Origin of the sequence: Bdellovibrio bacteriovorus (assembly GCF_001592735.1) — a bacterium.
Taxonomy (GTDB): domain Bacteria; phylum Bdellovibrionota; class Bdellovibrionia; order Bdellovibrionales; family Bdellovibrionaceae; genus Bdellovibrio; species Bdellovibrio bacteriovorus_D.
The window spans coordinates 1,037,844-1,056,605 of the sequence record NZ_LUKE01000001.1; the positions used below are offsets into that span (position 1 = coordinate 1,037,844).

Genomic DNA, 18,762 nt, shown 5'->3' on the forward strand with positions numbered 1-18,762 from the left:
ATATAACGAACCAACCAAAAAAGGGGTACTAAGATGAAAAAAATCGTTATCGCACTAGCACTTTTCGGTTTCCTTGGCGCAGCGGCTCACGCAGAAGAAACTATGGGTGAAAAAGCCGGCGCAACGGCACACGACGCTAAACGCGCCGTTAAAAAAGGTGTCAACCGCACTAAAGAAGCTTTCTGCGCAGAAGGTGATGCAAAATGTCTTAAAGACAAAGCAGCTAACCGCGTAGAAGAAGGTGTTGATTACACTAAAGACAAAGCTAAAGAAGTAAAAAACAAAGTAGACTAATTTAGCTCTACTCTACACATCTCCATAAAAGGGAGGAGGCCACGGATTGGGTCTCCTCCCTTTTTCTTTTGTGTTCTAACAGCTCCGGTGCTTAAATACCTCTCACCGCTGGAGGTATTTTAAATGACTTATGAAATGACCAACGTTCAATGCATTAATATCCTAACAAATCTTTTAGGCTTCCTGGATAAAGCTGCGGCCTATGCCGATCACAAAAAATTTGATTTTGAAGTTCTTATGCAATCACGTTTAGCACCGGATCAATTCCCTTTAGCTCGTCAAATTCAGATCGCTTGCGACACCGCAAAATTAGGTGCTTTCCGATTAACGGGCAAAGAAGCTCCTTCACACGCGGACACTGAAAAAACCTTGCCTGAAATTCGTCAACGCATCGAAAGCACTGTGAACTATCTGAAAACTCTTTCCGCAAAAGACTATGAAGGTTTTGCTTCTCGCAAAATCACTCAGCCCCGCTGGGAAGGTAAATACTTAATGGGTGACGATTACATGATTCATCACTTGATCCCCAATTTCTATTTTCACATCACCACGGCTTACGCGATCCTTCGCCATAACGGTGTTGACCTGGGCAAAGGTGACTTCTTAGGTACTTTACCTTTCAAAAAGTAAATCTTCGTGCGCCAAAGCCGATCTTCGTCCAATGAGGATCGGCATTATTAATTTACTCAGGTTTTACAAGCGTATCATCAAAGATCAGGAACACTTAAACACACGAGGTGTAAAATGAGATCTTTGAGACAATGCAAAGCGATCGCGATAGGCCTCTTTTTTATTGGGGCCTCTTTTTCAGCCAAAGCCCAAGAGGGCGAACTTTTTTATATCGATGATGAAAACATTCCGAACATCATTGAAGAACTAAATCCATTTGATCCAAATATCGAAGAAAAACTAAAAGAATTAGACCGAATTTATGAAGAAGAAACCGGTTTGTCCTCACACTTACCTGATTACGGTGGAGTTGAAGAACTTTTCGGCATGGCCGGATGTTATCGCGCCAGCTGTCCTGTTTGGCTTCGTATCAATCGCGGCACGCAAAGCTTCACCTTGTATGTTTACGGAAACATTCAACGCACAGGCCTTGTTTCGACCGGTCTTCCAGGGTACGGAACACCGGCATTTGACAAACATCCCGACGGACGTATTTACGATCGCTATACTTCGACTAAATATCCCGGTGGAGATTACATGGGCCTAGGCAACATGCCCTATGCCGTCTTTATCAGCGGGGGATTTGCAGTTCATGGGACCCCCCAAGGGAATTGGTCTAAACTGGGGAAACGCGCCTCTCATGGTTGCATACGCATGCACCCGGACAACGGATTTGTCTTTAATCGTTTGACCCGCCAATACGGAATCAGAAATGTTTGGATCACGGTTGAGTGACAGGGGGATGTAACTATACACGACAATTGTCCTCAAAACCCGAGTCTATTGCGATATACTTTATACACCTTCGCAGTTTTCTCTAAAAAGATTTCGGTGAGGTTAGATGTTAAGGGAGCCCCTTCATGGATGAAGGGGTTTTCTAAACTAGAATAACTGCGAAAACTGCGCTAATATGCGCCTCTATGCATGCACTTCCTCAACTTCAGTTTAAAAATATTACCCGTGAAGATGTTCTTAAATATTTTGATAATGGTTGGAACCTGACGGAAATACTTTTTTCCGCCTTAAATGATTCAGAAGCTTACACGCGCGCGCCTATCCATGGTTTGCGCCATCCTTTAATATTTTATTACGGTCACCCGGCAGTGCTTTACGTGAATAAACTGCGAGTGGCAGGATTTCTAAAAGAACCCGTGGATGCTTATTTAGAAAATATCCTTGAAGTCGGCGTTGATGAGATGTCCTGGGATGACATGTCCAAAAACGAAATGAGCTGGCCGCCTGTGGCGGAGGTTCGGGCTTATCGCCAAAAAGTTTATGGCATCGTTAAAGATCTTATTTTAAATGATTCAAGACTAGATCCCAAAACTTCAAGCTTTTTACCGGACACTCCCGCCTGGGCGCTGGTTATGGGCTTTGAGCATGAACGCATTCATTTAGAAACCTCCTCGGTATTGATGCGCGAACTTCCCTTAAAACATCTTCATAAGCCCGCAGGTTGGCCGGAAACTTTAAAATCCTCCTCTGCTTCGAATGCCAGTTCTTCGGCAAGGCTTGTAAAGGTTTCTGGCGCCACGGTGAAAGTCGGAAAACCTTTTTCGTTTCCAAGTTTTGGCTGGGACAACGAATACGGTCAGCGCCATTTAAGTGTTGATGAGTTTGAAGTCAGTAACGCGCTTATAACCAATCAAGAATTTTTGCAGTTCGTAAATGAAGGTGGTTATCGCGAAGAGCGCTTTTGGAGCAAAGAAGGTTGGCAGTGGCGTGGATTCCGCAACACTAAGCATCCCACCTTCTGGGTTCCTGAAGGTCCCGGAGGATTGCATCAATATAAATTGCGCACCACTTTCGAAGTTATCGATTTTCAATCCGATTGGCCGGCGATTGTAAATTTCCATGAAGCCAAAGCATATTGCCAGTGGCTAACAGAAAAAACAAAGAGCTCCCTGCCCTTTCGCCTGATTAGCGAAGCTGAACATCATCGCTTGCGAGCCGTGACCGGCACTTCAACGTCTGCAGATTGGAATTTGAATTTACGTTTCGGCACCGAAATTTCCGCATTTCATTTTTCGGCCAATGGTATTTATGACCTTTTTGGCAATGCTTGGCAGTGGTGCGAAGACGAATTTAATCCTTTAGAAGGTTTTAAAGTGCATCCGTATTATGAAGACTTCAGCTCTCCGTGTTTTGATGGACGCCATCAAATGATCATGGGTGGTTCTTTTATTAGCACTGGGGATGAAGCCGAGCCTTATGCGCGTTTTCATTTCAGACCGCACTTTTTTCAACATGCAGGCTTTCGGGTGGCTCGATCCACCAAACCTGATGCTAAAGATTCTGCCGTGCGCTTAAGTCGCAAAGCGCAGTCCCACTATGAAAGTGAAGAGCTGTTATCGCAATACTTGATGCTGCACTTTTCCGCCGCTGATGAAAATATCAAAATCGCTCCCGAGCTTAAACACGCTTTACGCTTCCCAGAGCGTTGTGCGGAAAAAGTGATCGAGTTTGCTAAAAAAAGAAATGTCCCGATGAAATCAGCCTTGGATATTGGCTGCGCTGTCGGCGGATCCAGCTTCGCCCTCAGTACGGATTTTGAAAAAGTCGTGGGTATTGATCTAAGCGCCTCTTTTATTCGCAATGCCCAGACCATGCAAAAGCAAGGTCGTATGCCGTATCGCCGTAAAGACCAAGGGGATCTTTACACTTCGATGGAGGCCTTAAGGCCAGCTTCATCTAAGTGCGAAAGAATTGAGTTCCGGGAAGGTGATGCGGGAAACTTGGATCCTGACCTAAAAAACTTTGATGCGATTTTAATGGCCAATTTGCTTTGCCGATTGCCCGACCCGAAAGCCGCGCTTCTTCGTTTAGTTCAAGATTCTGTTTTAGCACCCGGGGGTCTGTTGGTTTTAGTTTCCCCGTATTCTTGGTTAGAACAATACACCCAGTTTGCCGCCTGGCTTGGGGGTAAAGAAGTTCAAGGTCAGAAGCTGACCAGCGATCAAGATATTCGCAATCTGTTAAGCACGCAGTTTGATTTCATAGCGGAAGAAAACATGCCTTTGGTAATTCGAGAGCACGAAAGGAAATATCAGTATATCGTTTCGCATTTAATGGTGTGGCAAAGAAGGTCTTAAATTTCTTACCTCCGCGTAACTTGATTTATAACACCGCCACGCTACTCTGTCTGAATGACGGAAGAAGCAAAATCCGAAAATCCTAAGTCCATGGAATTCACGTTAGCGTTTTCGTTAACGGCTTTGGTCTTATATGTCCCGGCGAATCTGTATCCTTTCATGACAATTGAGCTTTACGGCAATCGCAATAGCTCAACTATCTGGAGCGGAATTGTTTCTTTGACCGAGTCCGGATCTTGGGCTGTTGCGCTTGTCGTATTTTTAGCAAGCTTGATCATTCCTCTGTTAAAGCTGTTAGCTTTGTTTTATCTCGCTTTCACCGCGAAAAGCGGTCGACACCACGGATTTAAATTAAAACTCTACCAAGTCGTTGAAGCCATCGGCCGCTGGTCGATGCTTGATATCTTTTTACTGGCCGTTTTGGTTTCCATCGTAAAGTTAGCACCCTGGGCTCACGTAGAGCCCGAGTTTGGCTCTTTGATGTTTTTACTTGTCGTTATCTTTACAATGCTGGCGTCTGCCTATTTCGATCCTGACCTTATCGTGAAGGAAGATAAAAATGAAAATTGAACGTGAAATTTCTAACGTTAAATCCAGCTGGTATGTTTGGCTTTTTCCTTTATTCGCGATCATCATATGTGGCTGGCTTTTATACCAACACATGGCCGAACAAGGGCCTAAGATTAAAATCTTTTTTGAAGATGGCGCCAACCTACAGCCAGAAAAAACCCGCATTCGTTATCGCGGGGTCAGCATTGGTTTGGTAAAAAAAGTTGAAATCTCTCCGGATGGAAAAAGGGTTGTGGCTCATGCCATGCTTGAAAAATCAGCAGAACATTTTGCCGTCAAAGGATCGAAGTTCTGGATTGTTTCCCCGAAGGTCAGCTTTCAGGGCGTAACAGGTTTAGAAACTTTAATTGAGGGAAATTATATCGCCGCCCAACCCGGCAAAGAAGATTCTGCCCAGGAATACGAATTTGATGGCAAAGTCGATCTTGAATCCGATGATCCGCTTGAAGACACCGTCGCCTATAACCTTGAAGCCACGAATGTCGAATCCATCACCGTGGGGGATTCAGTGACATTTAGAGGGTTAAAGATCGGCAGCGTAAGTCGCGTGACTTTATCTAAGACCTCGCAAACCATCCTGGTTCGAATCAATATCGAAAATAAATATATTAAAGTTATTCGCACCAACACCGTGTTCTGGCGAAAAATGGCGGTGAAAGCAGATCTTGGATTATTTAAGTCCGAAGTTAAAATCAGTTCTTTAGATACACTTCTACGTGGAGGGATTGACCTCTTCACACCCGATACGGCGGGGGAAATCGCCAAAGCGGGAACGCGCTTTGCTCTTAGCGACGCTCCCCCTAAGGGCTGGGAAAAATGGAACCCCAAGCTCGAGTTTCCAGAAAAATAAAGCTTAGCTTACGGAGATTCTACCGGTGCTTCTTGGGCCGGGTTGTCGGTCTTATATGGATTCAGGGAATTACTTCCGCCCCCGACGATCAGCACCAATGCTAAAACCGCTACAACGGCAACTCCAATACACACATACAAAATACGTGCTACTTTCTTTTCAGCTTTGGGACTGTGGCCAGTGGTAGTATCGATGATTGACATAAAGTCCTCCTCTTAAGATACGAAGCAAGATTAATGCCTCGTTCTAAAATCCAATCCATTTCAATTGAAGACTTCCGTCGGGGCATTATGACCCGTGTCTATCAATCTTGTAGAATCTGTGGACGGAACTGATATCGTAAGCCTTCCGTTAACGGAGGAGATTAAAATGGCAAAAAACGTGTATGACTTTGCTGTCACACAAATGGGTGGAAAGAAAACAACTCTGGCTGATTACAAAGGCCAAGTGATGTTGTTGGTAAATACAGCTTCTAAATGCGGACTGACTCCTCAATATGAAGGTTTAGAAGAGCTTTACAAAGAATATAAAAGCCAAGGCCTACAAGTTCTAGGATTCCCGGCGAATGAATTTTTAGCGCAAGAACCCGGTTCTAATTCTGAAATTCAAGAGTTCTGTAAAATGAAATTCGGCATTGATTTCCCCATGTTTGAAAAAGTCGTGGTTAAGGGCGAAGGTCAACATCCTCTTTTTAATTTCTTAACAACCACGCGTCCTGAAACCACCATGAAACCGGGTGGAAGCCTCATGGAAAAACTTAAAGCCGGTGGATTGTTAACAGGGAAACCTGAAGACATTAAATGGAATTTTGAAAAATTTCTTATTAATCGCAAAGGTGAACTTGTGGGACGCTTTTCTCCGGAAATCGCGCCTCAAGATCCAATTTTGGTCGATGCTATTAAAAAAGAACTCGCCAGCAATTAAGCTTACTCTTGGCCGCGCATCATATAAAGGATCGCGGCCTGAAGATCCTTCTCTTTACATTCTGTGCACAGACCTTTCGCGGGCATCGCGCCTTTTCCTATATTCGCACTTTGCGCTAAAGCTTTGAGCGTTTTCATGGACGCTAATCTTGCCGACCAATCGGCTTTATCGCCAAACTTGGGAGAGGCGACCATGATATTGCTAGCGGCATGACAGGCAATACAATATTTCTGATAGTGAGCCTGACCTTGTTTAAATATATTTTCTTCTTGCTGACCTAAAAGTGTTTCTATTAAAGCGTTTGCGGGCTTTTCTGGACCCGCAAACGATACTGCTAAAAATAGAACTAAGAAATACGGCACGATCATAATTGATAACCACCAAAATAATTCACTGGCGACCAACTTGGAAGCGCTTTTATGAACTGTTCTTGCGGAGCCAAACTTTTAAATTCCGCATCACCATGACGGACTTTTCCCGCACGCACTGTTAAGACGGAATAAATATTTTTGATTTTTTCTTCAGGCACCGTGAAATAGTCGACATTTAAGATCGCAAAGTCTGCGACCTTACCTGGCTGAATATCCCCTTTTACTTGCTCTTCTTTTGAAAACCACGCCGCCCCTTGAGTCAAAGCATACAATGCTTTTTCGCGCGATAAGATATTTTCAGAACTTAGGTGTTTTAAGCCACCCACAGTTTTACCTGAAGTCATCCAGTAAAGCGCAATCCAAGGATTGTAACTAGAAACACGTGTCGCATCCGTACCTGATCCCAAAGGAATGCCCAGTTCTAAGATCCGACCGATGGGCGGCGCATTTTGGGCTTTTTTAGCGCCATAGCGCCCAACAAAATCTTCGCCTTGAAAGGCCATGCGATCTTGAATAGATATGCCGCCGCCTAACTTTTTAATTCTTTGCAGATTTTTTTCGCCGATGGTTTCCGCATGATCAATGATGAAACGCTCAGGGAAAGGACCGCCCTCTTTTTTAAGTTCTTCCACCACACTTAAAACACGTTCGATAGATTCATCATAGGTGGCATGAATACGGAAGATCCAATTGCTTTTAAATAGCAAAGCTAAAATCGGCTTCAACTCGGCTTCCATATTCGCGGGCAAATCCGGACGAGGCTCTAAGAAGTTTTCAAAGTCCGCAGCCGCCGTGGTCAGATTTTCTCCTCCGCCCACAAGATGATACGGCACGATGTGAGAAAGTTCATGCTGCGTATGGGGCGAAATCATCTTTGTCCAGCGTTTAAAGTCCTCAAGCTCTTTACCTGGCGTGGGAGCAAACAAAAAGAAAGGCAAATTCACTGCCAATTGGTCCTGGTCATTAAGATCCTTTGCCACACGGTGATCTTCTGGGAAATAAAACCCACCACCGCCGGCATCGATCACCGTGGTTAAACCAAAGCGGCTGAGCTCTTGAAAATAAAGGCGTGTTGAGTTTTTTTCTTCTTCCAAGCTTGCAAGCTTAGGAGCGGTCACTAAAGTTTTATATAAAATAAAGGCATTTGGTTTTGCTAATAGCATTCCAGTTGGTTTGCCGTTTTTGTCTAACTGCACTTCCCCACCCGGGAATTTAGTGTCTTTGTTATAGCCTAACTTTTTAACGGCAGCCTGATTTAAAAACCCACGTGAATAAAGATACATGACAAATAAAGGACGATCGGGAGAGGCATCATTAAGTTCTTTAAGTGTCGGGAATCTTTTTTCAGCAAATTGATAAGGCGACCATCCACCCACGACGCGAACCCACTGATCTGCAGGTGTTCTTTGGGCTTGTTCACGGATCATCTGTAAGCCTTGCTTTAAGGACTTTACACCGTCCCAACGGAGCTCCAGTGTATAATTTAAACCGGCGCGAATTGGGTGCGCATGCGTATCGATAAGACCTGGAATGATTGTTTTTCCTTGGGCATCGATGATACGGGTTTTTTCGCCTTGCCATTTTGTGGTTTCATTTTCGTCGCCCACGGCAACGAACTTTCCGTCTTTCACGGCAAAAGAATTTTTCATGCCTGAAGTGTGAGTGAAAACCTTGGCATTTTTAACGATAAGATCCGCTTTTTCTGAATTTGATTTCATTAGCGGCGTACATGCGGTCATAAGCAGAGCTGAAAGGGCGATGATTGTTTTCATGGTGTCTTCCGTCAGATTTTAAAAATAAAAAGGACCACCGAAGCGGCCCCTTTTTTTGATTTCTATTTATTTGCCTTCTTTAGCGTTAAACATTTCAGTGGCATAGATAGCGCCTAAACCGTAAGCTCCACCGTGTTCTTTAGCGATTCCAATCACCGCATTGTAAGTAGCACCACGAGCCCAGTCACGTTGTAGTTCTAAAAGATATTGCAACCAAGTGATCGGACGAACGCCGGCTTGAATCATACGTTGCATCGACATGTCATGAGCTTCCGTTGTTACACCACCAGAGGCATCAGACACCACATAAACTTCATATCCGTCGGCAATGGCTGATAAAGCAGGTCCTACGATACAAACCTCTGTCCAAAGACCGGCAAAAACAATTTTCTTTTTACCGTATGATTTTACGACCTTTACGACGTTATCGTCTTCCCAGGTATTCATAGTTGTACGATCAATCGGTTTTTGATCAGGGAATACCGCTTGGATTTCAGGAAAGATTGGGCCAGAGAAAGATTTTGCCGCCACAGTTGTAAGGATTGTTGGTACTTTAAAGACTTTAGCTGACTTTGCTAGAGCGACGGTGTTATTGCGAAGAGTTGCCACATCAATAGACTTAGTAGCAAAAGCCATCTGTGGTTGGTGGTCGATAAGTACAAGGGTGTGGTTAGAAGGTGTTAAAAGTTGCGGTGCTGGTTTTGCGGCATAAACGCTAGTTGAAACCAAAACTGTCATCAATGTTGTCATAAGGCCTGTGAATTTCATAAATCCTCCCCGGATGTTTTTTTTCCAGCTTTGCTGGTGGTTATTGTTTCCCGTTGTCGGGTACAAAATGAATATCGACTGGTTTTTCTTGAAAAAAAATTAATATGTTTATATATTCTTGATAGTTTAAATTTATAATTAGAAGGGCCCCCTCCTATGACAATCGACCAGCTCTTGACCCTTGAAATGATCGTGCAAAAAGGCAGTTTTAAGGCCGCTTCGGAGCATCTTTACAAGACCCAGCCCTCTTTAAGCGTCGCGATTAAGAAGCTTGAAGAAGAATTTGGCGTGACCTTATTTAATCGTGATGAATATCGTCCTACTTTGACGGAACAAGGGAAGACCTTCTATCGCTGGTCGCAAAACTGCTTAAAAACTTTCCGTGAACTTGAGGTCATCGGCAAAGAACTTGGTACGCAAGCCGTGGAACCAAAACTTGAAATCGTATTGGATCCACTGGTAAGCCCCGATATTGTTCAACAAGTCTTTAATCTGCCTGATTCAATTCCCGGTTTCACCGAATTTACTTTCCGATCAGAAACCATGGGCATGGGAATGCAAGCCTTGTTAGATGGAACTGCTGACTTTGCCGTATCCCCAAAAGTTCGCGACGATGATAATATCGAAAGCATTCCTTTTGAAAAAATCAAAATGGTGCCCGTGATTTCTCGTAAGCTTTATAAGTCAGAAAAGATTGATCCTCAATGGCTGAAAACCCATCGCCAGATAGTGGTTCCTAATAAAGACGGCACCAAGTCAGACTCTAAGATGCTGTTAGAAGGTCCAAAGTGTTTTGTCGCAGACCACACGATGAAGAAAGAATTTATCTTAGGTGGTTTTGGTTGGGGACGTTTAGCTACTCACGAAATCGCCGCGGAACTGCGCAAAGGAAGTCTTATTGAAATCGACCACGAAGCCGTGCCTTCGTTTGTTCTAAAATTGCATGTCATGCGCAGTAAATTAAAACCTCTCGGGCCGGTGGCGCGTGCGATCTGGAGCAACTTTTTAGCGTGCGCGCCTGCGATGCCTGAAAACTTAAAGACAACTAAAAAGAAAACCAGAAAGAAATCTTAGTTTCCGGCGATCGGCAATAGAGCTTGTTCAAAGAAGGGATGGAAGATCCCGTAATCAGGGTGACTTGCGGCTAACTTCTTTTCTTTCCATAACTGGATACAACGAGACATTGGAAGTTTTTTTCCACCAATAGAGCCGTTCGGAACTTCTTTATAATCTTTCTTTGAAAGCTGCATATTGGAGGTGTAATAAAGCGCGGTTAAGTCCTTCGTTTTTTTACGGAAGGTTTCCCCTTGCAAGACCGCTTTGCTTGCAATACGAACGGCGTCTTTCCAGATCTGCTGCTCTTCAGCTCCTGGCAAGCTTCCCTTCCAGAAAGGTTTATCAGCGCTGCTGGGTGGGCACATCGCCATTCGGCGCGCCGGATCTTCACGGTTCCATACGGAAAACTGATAAGACTTAAACGCGGCATTCGTGATGTCATTGCGATAATCAAGGTTTGATTCGTCCCCGTCAGAGGCAATAAAGCGAGAACCCAAATTCGTTTGGTTTTTAAAATCCACCCGATTTAAGATCACTTTGGCGACGGTTTCTGGGTATTGTTTGCCTTTTTTAAAACAAGAAGCCATTTCGCCGTAAAGAGTTCTCGCCAAAACATCAATGGCCACCCAATCAGCACGAGTGGCATGAACGATTTGGATTGAACCATCTTCCATTTTTCGCTCTTTATACATCACCGCTAATTTTTTTGTCGCCACACTTTCGACGATGCGATCATGATATTTACCATCCATATTTTTGTGACAATCGCCCACGTTTTTCATGATCAGCTCAAGCTGTTGCTCTGAACCCACATCCGCACTGGCCGCGGCGACGTCAAGCAATTCTTGCTCTTGGTCCTTCGGCTTATTGGCCTCACAGTTAGGATCACCCTCATCCATACTGCTGTAAAAATCACTCACGCGACTTGTTTCTTCGGCATTAATCCAACGGCCTTCTTTGTTTTTATAATAGTTGCGCCATTTAAGTTTGCTTTCACCTTCAGAAGTCAAAGCTAAGACAGCTTCATCGACTTCAATATCTTCGCCGGGATTAATGGGCTTGCAGCTCTCATTGATCAAACAAGTGATATGATCATCATCACCCGGGGTCGCGGTGGCAATGCTATCCCCCTCCCCCGTTTTCTTAATTTTTCGAGCGTTCTGGGCAGCGACGAAAATTTTTGAATTCTCTGGGTTTCCGGGATCGTGATCTAAGGATTGTGGATCTAAGGCAAATTCAATATCTTTGCCCTTTTGGTCTTTTCCTTTGATGATGAACCACTTTTTTCCGTCCTTCATGGTTCGCATTTCTTTTAATGTGGCAAAGTCCCCAGGATAAAGTGAGGTGATCTCTTCACCCGCGTTGCCATTTTTATCGACCGCATAAACAGGAACCGTGCGCTCAAGCTTTGGCTCAATAAAAACAAGCTGTGACTTGGTCTTGGCAGCAAAAACCTGCCCACCAGAAATCAACCCAAAACTAAGAAGTAAAATTAGGAAATATCCGAAGCTTTTCACGTACTTCTTTTCGGAAGCCGAAGTCACGACAACAAGTCTAGCTTTGTCCTTTTTGCCCTAGAAACTAGACCAAAGCAGAAAGGATGCGCGCAGCTCTCGCCTCAAATAAGGGAACTTTGCCTGTTCCTTCATAGGTCCATGCCATCGAAAGCATCATCATACAAAAAGCCCCGGCCCTCATACGATAGGGATCAAAGGACATCTCTTCGGCCAAAATTTCGGTGCGACGTCGTAAGATAGATTCTAAGTTTTCCGCCGAAGGAAGTACGTCCAAAGGGTTGTACATAAATGGCGAGATCTCAAAAACCGGATCACCGATATATCCATGCGGATCAATCACTTTCCAAGAGTTACCACAAGACAGAATATTATCGTGATGAAGATCTCCATGCAAAACCACGTCGCTCGAAGACTTATGGGTAAGATCGGTATACAGAGATTCTGCTTTTTCAACTAAGTCCTTATCATAATGGCCGTGAAGTAAAGATATATGCTTCATCTCCGACAAATGCGGAAACTCGTCTGATTTATAGGGGGTAGATTGTAGGGCTTTAACCATATCGCACACAATCCGTGTGGCTTTTTCATCTTCATTATTTTGAACCAGCGTCTTTAATGTAAAACCGGGTTCTATCTTTTCCATCAAAAAAACACCCTCTGCCGAGGCGTCGGCAAATATTTTGGGGGTCACTTTAGAAAAACCATTCAGCCAATGGGTTTCTTTGGTGATTATTCCCGCATCAGGGTTCATTTTTAAAATGGCGGTGCGGTTTTGGTATTCGACTTCGGCAACAAAGCCATAGCTTAGATTTTTTACCGGCGAAATAAAACGAAAATCCCAACGTCTTTCAAATTCACTCATCAAGCCGGGCAGTTGATCGAGCCACTTCAGACCATTTTCTTTATGTACTTCAAAAATGCGGTCTTTGAATTCCGTCGGAAAATAAAAAAGGGACTTCATATGAAGTCCCTTTTACTAGCTATTAGCCATGAATCAACTATTGGAACGTAGTTGCAATGCTGATAGTAGCCGCTTTGTCGTTCAATTTATTACCCAATAAATCTTCATCGCGGTCTGTCGCAGTGTAAGCCGCTTCCGCCACCGTAGTGCCCATTGTGTAAGAAAGACCCGCTTTATAGTCTACATAGTTCTTGAAACCAACTTTGGCATCATCACCGAATGTCGTGCTACCAACAGCAAGAACAAAACCCAATTTTTCATCAACCGGTTGACGCATGCTCAAACGAACATAAGTGTCCGAAGATTTTGTCCCAAAATAGTTGTCCATGTAAGAACCATCAAGACGGAATTGCTTCCAAGCAAAAGACAATTGATAGTCCGTGCTGTTGTTGCTTGAGTTTTTTACATAAAGGTAACCCGTTACTGCTGCAATAACTTTGAAATCTTCAGTGATCGCGTAAGTGTAAGAAACGGTCGGATCAAATTCATTATCACGTTCAACCACCACAGATGTCGGTGTTGAAAGATCAAAGTTTGTCGTGTCAGAACCACCAACAAACATGCTTAAACCCAAGCCAGAGCTGTGAGCATAGTCAAAAGAACCTTGAATTACCGGCGCCCCTTTTGCTGCTTCTAAACCCAATGACGAGAACGACAATCCCCGCCAGATATAGTTAGACGCCGCAGTGACCGTCGCGCTTGTTTGTGCATAAACATTAGTTGAAACCATCAACAACGTTGCTACTAAAAACTTTTTCACTTTAATTTTCCTTTGTTTGCCGGCTTCTAAAAACTAAGAAACCGTTTGAATATCATTATTATTATTTTCTTTTTCCCCGTGAACAACAACATTGAGATCCGTCACGACCTCTTTCATCACCTTAGCTTGTGAGTTGATCTCATCCACCGTTCCAGAAATTTCTTCTGAAGAGGCGGCGTTAGATTGCACGGATTGATCTAACTGATTCATCGCCTGGCTGATTTGTTGGATCCCAACAGATTGCTCTTCACTCGCCGCTGAGATTTCTTTATTTAAGTCTGACACCTTACGAACAGACTCCACGATCTTTTTTAGAACTTCTCCGGAGTCATTGGCTTTAGCTGTCCCTTGCTCAATTTTTTCGACCGACTCGCGAATAAGAACGGCAATATCTTTAGCCGCGGAGGCTGATCTTTGCGCTAATGAACGAACCGCTTCCGCCACGACCGCAAAACCTTTACCTTGCTCTCCCGCCCGGGCCGCCTCCACCGCGGCATTAAGGGCCAATAGATTGGTTTGGAAAGCGATATCGTCAATCACGTTGATGATTTCTTCAATTTGTTTTGAAGACTGCGAAATACCTCTCATCGATTCTAGCAAGTGATGCATTTCGGCTTCGCCTTGAGAGGCTTGTTCAGAAGAGTTTGAAGATAGCAATGCCGCTTGACGAGCATTTTCTGTATTCATCTTTACCATCGAGGTCATTTCTTCTAGCGATGCCACGGTCTCTTCTAAAGAAGCCGCGGATTGACTTGATGCTTGGGAAAGATTTTGCCCTGCCACTGATAACTGCTGAATAGATTCCGTAACCAGGTCCGTTGAAGTTCCAAGGCGGTTTGCCAAAGAGGTGATTCCATTTGAGATCAAGCGTGCCACAATCGTGACGACTAAAATCATGATCACCACGCCAATCAAAGAAATAATGACTTGAGTCCAAACCGCCGCCTTCGCCTCCGCCAAAACAGTGTCTGTTGGAGTTCTCACAACAAGAGACCACTCTTCTTCCGTGTGTCCTGCTGAAAATGGTAAGATCGCATAAAGATATTCTTTACCGTCCGCGGGATCAACACCGGTGATAACGAGCTCTGTTCCTTTGGCAATCGCGTCTTTAAACTTCTCGTTTTCAAAAGGAAAGACCGCGGGCTTCGTAATTAAAGCGTCGTCGGGATGAGAAACAAAATTTCCGGCGTGGGTAATAAGATATGCTTCCGATGTTTCATACGGTTTGATCTTCGCCACTTGCTCTTGAACCGCCTTTAGTGCAAAGTCGACACCCGCAACACCAACCGCCTTATCATTAATAATGATAGGCACCGCTGCGGAGCTCATCAAGGTGTTCACTCCTGCTACCGGATAAATGTAGGGCTCAATCAAAGCTTCTTTTTTACGATTCAAAGGAACTAGGTAATAATCTCCTTCACCCGGATTGGCATAACCGATCAATGGCCCAAGGATGGCTTTCCCCTTGTCCCAACTTGCATAGGGAACAAATCGTCCGGTCTTATCGCTATCGGGAGAATTTTTATATTGTTCGTCTTTACCATCCCAGGCATTCGGCTCCCAGCCTGTCCACACGCCGATCAAATTATTGTTGTCTTTTAAAAGCTGCAGCAGAACTTCATTCTCGTCTTCACGCGAGGTGTGATTTCTGGATTTATGATTTTTAAGAAACTGACCAAGAACTCGGGCCACGTCTAAAGCCTGATCAAGCTGACCGCGAATTTCTTGTCCTGCAAGTTTAGCCATGGACACGGTTCTTTCGTTTGCGATCTCTTTTGCATCGGCCCAATCACTTCGGGCCGTGACAATGGTCATCACTGCCATCACGACAACCGTGATCGCCAATATGGGAGCCAACATGCGAATCTGCAACGAGAACTTTTTCATTTATTATGGTCCTTAACTTTCTTATTTGGTTTGCGTATTAAATGATGGCACATACAAAAACGCTTTGACAACCGAACGCGCAAATCTAGTCAAGGTCGAGTAAACAGTTTGTAGTTCTGATTTCTCCACTGACAGTAACGATAAATAAAATCAAACCTAGGTTGAAGACAATATTGAAGAAGAACGTCGTAAGGGTTTTTTATGCGATACAGTTTAGAAGAAACAGTGGCAGAACAGGAGTTTATCTATTTAGATAAAGTGCATTGTCCTATTTTTATTCATCACACGGACTATGAGCTAATAGAAATCATTCGTTGATTTAGGATTTCTGAGTGTTCCTCTTTTTATTTTGAATTTTTCGCCGGCATAAAATGGGTTTCGCCAACATTGGGTGCGACAAATCTTGTAGCATCAACCTGCATTTTTTTAATCGCCTCTGCCAAGGCCTTTACGGGCTCATCGATTCCTTCATCGGTGAGCGGAAAGGTGCCAAAGTGCGTACCTAAAGTGAACTTAGATTCTAAATCTAGGTGCGCCTGAACCGCTTCTTCCGGATTCATGTGCTGTTCTTTCATAAACCATCTTGGCTCGTAAGCACCAATAGGTAAAATAGCGACATCCATTGGACCCAACTTTCCTTTAATATCTTTAAACAGGGCCCCATATCCAGTGTCGCCAGCAAAATAGATCTGCCTTTGATCAGCAGCTTTCACCACGAAACCTCCCCACAGGGCCTTGTTCGTATCAAACATGGTTCGTCGCGACCAATGCTGAGCGGGCACTAACGTTACCGAATTTTTTTCCGGCAACTCCGCTGTCTGCCACCAGTCCATTTCGATAACTTTTTTTGCGCCCATTTCCTTAATCAAACGTTCATTTCCCAACGGAACGACAAAAGTCGGATCAAACTTTTTAGCAAGTTCACGAATGCTTTCTTCATCCATATGGTCATAGTGATTATGACTGATTAGAACCACATCAATTTTTGGCAAATCCTTTAACTCAATTCCCGGGCGACGTACGCGCTTGGGACCAATCCATGTAAAGGGACTGACTCTTTCTGAAAAAACAGGATCCGTGATAATATTGACCCCTTTTAACTGAATCAAGTGAGTGGCGTGATTAATAAAAGTAGTAGAAATTTCGCCCTCTTTTAATTGATTGGCCACTTCGGGTTTCGAGGTATTTTCTAATGTCGCCGGCCAAGGCGTCACCGTGCTTGTCATTTTCCATTTTAAAACTTGCAACATACTTTTGTTGCCAGACATGCCCGGATTATGAAACTTTTCCCCATCGAAATGATCTGATTTTTGATAAGCCATCGAAGAACACCCACTTAATAAAGACACCAAGGTTAATCCAGAGACAATCCGCAAAATCATATATCTTCCTTCAAATAGTCCCCTCTACGATACCTCCATTTAAGGCCGCAAACTATATAGATTTAATATATAAAGATCATGAATTAATAATAATTTTATTTAACCCCGAAGTCCCCGATACTTAAGCTATCAAGGAGGCCCTTAATGACGGCCAAACTACAGATACCTCGCAGATCTTTTATTATCGGAGCGGCCACAACGACCGCCGGACTGCTAGGAGCGGGAGCTGCTTCCGCACTGTTAGGAAAGGAGAAAACTATGTTCACGATCAGAAAATCTAACGAAAGAGGCTTAGCCGAACATGGCTGGTTGAAATCAAAACATACGTTTTCATTTGCAGAGTATTACGATCCCGCTCACATGGGTTTTGGTCCCTTGCGCGTGATCAATGAAGACCGTATCGCGGGAGGCACAGGTTTTGGAACTCACCCACATAACGATATGGAGATCATTTCTTATGTAATTTCGGGAGGTCTTAAACACAAAGACTCTATGGGTAATGAAACCATTATTAAACCCGGAGAGGTCCAAAGAATGAGTGCCGGCACCGGCATTCGTCACTCGGAATACAATGAAAAGGAAAATGAAGAGACTCACTTTTTCCAAATTTGGATTATGCCCGAGCGTCGCGGAATCACTCCCAGCTATGGACAAAAATCTTTTGAGAAAGAGTTAAACTCGCAAAAACTGGTGCACGTAATTTCTAAAGATGGACGAAATGGATCTATCTCGATGAACCAAGATGCCAACGTTTATATTTCGCGCTTAAATGCCGGCGAAAGCTTTAGCTTCGAATTGCCTGAATACCGACGCCTTTGGGTGCAATTAATCAAAGGTTCTGTGGAAGTAAACGGGCAAAAACTTGAAGCGGGAGATGCCGCTTCCGCGGTGGACATCACGGCGGCTGATTTTAAATCAAGTGCCGACAGCGAAATGATTCTTTTTGATTTGCCATAACCCTTCCCCAAAAAATCCCGGTCGGAACTCTGACCGGGATTTTTATATTTAAAGCGCTTGGCCATTAGAAGCGTGAGCCCCACCATCCACCGGCAAATTAACACCGGTAATGAAATGGGCATCCTCACTTGCCAACAAATAAACGGCACTAGCAATATCCTCAGGCATTCCGTAACGCCCCATCGGAATACGGTCCACCATATCTTTAACCAGCTCTTTATCCTTAAACATATCCGCCGTTAAATCAGTCTTCGTAAACGTGGGGCAAATTGCATTCACGCGAACACCCTCTTTACCGTGATCAATGGCCATCGCCCGGGTTAAATTGGTGATCGCTCCTTTGGCGGCGTTATAAGCAGCCGCTTCAGGATCACCGCCTAAGCCTGACAAAGAAGAAATATTAATGATGTTTCCTTTTGATTTCTTCAAATACGGCAGACACGCGCGAGACATGTAAAAGACTCCGTCCACATCTGTATCCATGACTTTACGCCACTGCTCGGTCGGAGTTTCAGAAATTGTTCCTTCATAATAAATGCCTGCGTTATTAACCAAGACATCAATGTGATCAAATTTTTGCATGACTTGTTTTACAAAACTTTCCACCAGACCTTCACGCGATACATCCGTTTCTGCAAGCAAGATGCTATCGGGTGGATAATCAGCAAATGCTTTTTTAAGCTTACCAAAGTCTTTATCACATACCGCGACTTTGGCGCCTTCTTTTAAAAATCTTTTAGCGGTGGCTTCGCCTATCCCTGAACCCGCTCCCGTAACAATAACGACTCTTCCTTTTGCCATGATATACTCCTTTGCTTCGATACTTATTCTCCGGGGGTTTTATCGAACCACAAAGGATGACGGAAAATTTCTCAGTGCTTTTTGCAGGAATACATCGGCCCCCTATGTTGTGTCGCAAGAAGGTCAATAGA

The 18,762-nt window shown here is 44.0% G+C and carries 19 protein-coding genes; 9 read left to right on the top strand and 10 right to left on the bottom strand.

Annotated features, from left to right (window positions below; translation table 11 throughout):
* The first annotated feature begins 33 nt into the window (after positions 1 to 33).
* From AZI86_RS05020 to AZI86_RS05045, 6 genes are all read left to right on the top strand, one after another.
* Positions 34 to 294 carry a hypothetical protein gene (locus AZI86_RS05020; protein ID WP_061833977.1) on the top strand — a complete coding sequence of 87 codons (261 nt, stop codon included), beginning with the start codon at positions 34 to 36 and terminating at the stop codon, positions 292 to 294.
* A gap of 123 nt (positions 295 to 417) precedes the next feature.
* On the top strand, positions 418 to 924 hold the full coding sequence (locus AZI86_RS05025) for a DUF1993 domain-containing protein (RefSeq protein WP_061833978.1): 507 nt from the start codon (positions 418 to 420) through the stop codon (positions 922 to 924).
* A 114-nt stretch (positions 925 to 1,038) separates the two neighbouring features.
* Positions 1,039 to 1,698, top strand: a complete 660-nt coding sequence (locus AZI86_RS05030) for a L,D-transpeptidase (RefSeq protein WP_061833979.1) — start codon at positions 1,039 to 1,041, stop codon at positions 1,696 to 1,698.
* 185 nt (positions 1,699 to 1,883) lie between these two features.
* Positions 1,884 to 4,055 (top strand): 5-histidylcysteine sulfoxide synthase, encoded by a 2,172-nt coding sequence (ovoA, locus tag AZI86_RS05035; protein ID WP_061833980.1) that lies wholly within the window; start codon positions 1,884 to 1,886, stop codon positions 4,053 to 4,055.
* Between the two features lie 54 nt (positions 4,056 to 4,109).
* Positions 4,110 to 4,625, top strand: a complete 516-nt coding sequence (locus AZI86_RS05040; protein WP_061833981.1) for a paraquat-inducible protein A — start codon at positions 4,110 to 4,112, stop codon at positions 4,623 to 4,625.
* A complete protein-coding gene (locus tag AZI86_RS05045) occupies positions 4,615 to 5,475 on the top strand; it encodes an MlaD family protein (RefSeq protein ID WP_061833982.1) in 861 nt (286 codons plus the stop codon). Before AZI86_RS05040 ends, AZI86_RS05045 begins: the two co-directional genes overlap by 11 nt.
* 8 nt (positions 5,476 to 5,483) lie before the next feature.
* Here the strand turns inward: AZI86_RS05045 and AZI86_RS05050 are convergent, their stop codons facing one another.
* A complete protein-coding gene (locus AZI86_RS05050; RefSeq protein ID WP_061833983.1) occupies positions 5,484 to 5,678 on the bottom strand; it encodes a hypothetical protein in 195 nt (64 codons plus the stop codon).
* A 166-nt stretch (positions 5,679 to 5,844) separates the two neighbouring features.
* On the opposite strand from AZI86_RS05050, the gene AZI86_RS05055 reads away from it, so the two are divergent.
* Positions 5,845 to 6,399 (top strand): glutathione peroxidase, encoded by a 555-nt coding sequence (locus tag AZI86_RS05055; protein WP_061833984.1) that lies wholly within the window; start codon positions 5,845 to 5,847, stop codon positions 6,397 to 6,399.
* Between the two features lie 2 nt (positions 6,400 to 6,401).
* Here the strand turns inward: AZI86_RS05055 and AZI86_RS05060 are convergent, their stop codons facing one another.
* The 3 genes from AZI86_RS05060 to AZI86_RS05070 form a co-directional block, all read right to left on the bottom strand.
* Positions 6,402 to 6,767 carry a c-type cytochrome gene (locus AZI86_RS05060; RefSeq protein WP_061833985.1) on the bottom strand — a complete coding sequence of 122 codons (366 nt, stop codon included), beginning with the start codon at positions 6,765 to 6,767 and terminating at the stop codon, positions 6,402 to 6,404.
* The gene (locus tag AZI86_RS05065; protein WP_061833986.1) at positions 6,764 to 8,542 is read right to left on the bottom strand and encodes an amidohydrolase; all 1,779 of its coding nucleotides are present in this window, start codon (positions 8,540 to 8,542) and stop codon (positions 6,764 to 6,766) included. The genes AZI86_RS05060 and AZI86_RS05065 overlap by 4 nt, the downstream gene beginning before the upstream one ends.
* Before the next feature lie 66 nt (positions 8,543 to 8,608).
* The gene (locus tag AZI86_RS05070) at positions 8,609 to 9,292 is read right to left on the bottom strand and encodes a hydrolase (RefSeq protein WP_081111860.1); all 684 of its coding nucleotides are present in this window, start codon (positions 9,290 to 9,292) and stop codon (positions 8,609 to 8,611) included.
* A 174-nt stretch (positions 9,293 to 9,466) separates the two neighbouring features.
* Between AZI86_RS05070 and AZI86_RS05075 the strand changes: the two genes are divergently transcribed.
* Positions 9,467 to 10,384, top strand: a complete 918-nt coding sequence (locus AZI86_RS05075; protein WP_061833987.1) for a LysR family transcriptional regulator — start codon at positions 9,467 to 9,469, stop codon at positions 10,382 to 10,384.
* Here AZI86_RS05075 and AZI86_RS05080 read toward each other — a convergent pair.
* The 5 genes from AZI86_RS05080 to AZI86_RS05100 form a co-directional block, all read right to left on the bottom strand.
* Positions 10,381 to 11,910 (bottom strand): cell wall hydrolase, encoded by a 1,530-nt coding sequence (locus AZI86_RS05080; protein WP_061833988.1) that lies wholly within the window; start codon positions 11,908 to 11,910, stop codon positions 10,381 to 10,383. The two genes, AZI86_RS05075 and AZI86_RS05080, sit on opposite strands and share 4 nt — an antisense overlap.
* 37 nt (positions 11,911 to 11,947) lie before the next feature.
* A complete protein-coding gene (locus tag AZI86_RS05085) occupies positions 11,948 to 12,844 on the bottom strand; it encodes an aminoglycoside phosphotransferase family protein (RefSeq protein WP_061833989.1) in 897 nt (298 codons plus the stop codon).
* Between the two features lie 37 nt (positions 12,845 to 12,881).
* Positions 12,882 to 13,604 (bottom strand): TorF family putative porin, encoded by a 723-nt coding sequence (locus AZI86_RS05090; protein WP_061833990.1) that lies wholly within the window; start codon positions 13,602 to 13,604, stop codon positions 12,882 to 12,884.
* A gap of 33 nt (positions 13,605 to 13,637) precedes the next feature.
* Positions 13,638 to 15,491, bottom strand: a complete 1,854-nt coding sequence (locus tag AZI86_RS05095) for a methyl-accepting chemotaxis protein (RefSeq protein ID WP_061833991.1) — start codon at positions 15,489 to 15,491, stop codon at positions 13,638 to 13,640.
* Between the two features lie 344 nt (positions 15,492 to 15,835).
* Positions 15,836 to 16,873: an MBL fold metallo-hydrolase gene (locus tag AZI86_RS05100; protein ID WP_216635887.1), complete on the bottom strand. Its 1,038-nt coding sequence runs from the start codon at positions 16,871 to 16,873 to the stop codon at positions 15,836 to 15,838.
* A 258-nt stretch (positions 16,874 to 17,131) separates the two neighbouring features.
* Between AZI86_RS05100 and AZI86_RS05105 the strand changes: the two genes are divergently transcribed.
* On the top strand, positions 17,132 to 17,830 hold the full coding sequence (locus AZI86_RS05105) for a pirin family protein (RefSeq protein WP_061835071.1): 699 nt from the start codon (positions 17,132 to 17,134) through the stop codon (positions 17,828 to 17,830).
* A gap of 48 nt (positions 17,831 to 17,878) precedes the next feature.
* Here AZI86_RS05105 and AZI86_RS05110 read toward each other — a convergent pair whose 3' ends face one another.
* Positions 17,879 to 18,631 (bottom strand): SDR family NAD(P)-dependent oxidoreductase, encoded by a 753-nt coding sequence (locus tag AZI86_RS05110; RefSeq protein ID WP_061833992.1) that lies wholly within the window; start codon positions 18,629 to 18,631, stop codon positions 17,879 to 17,881.
* Positions 18,632 to 18,762: the final 131 nt, after the last annotated feature.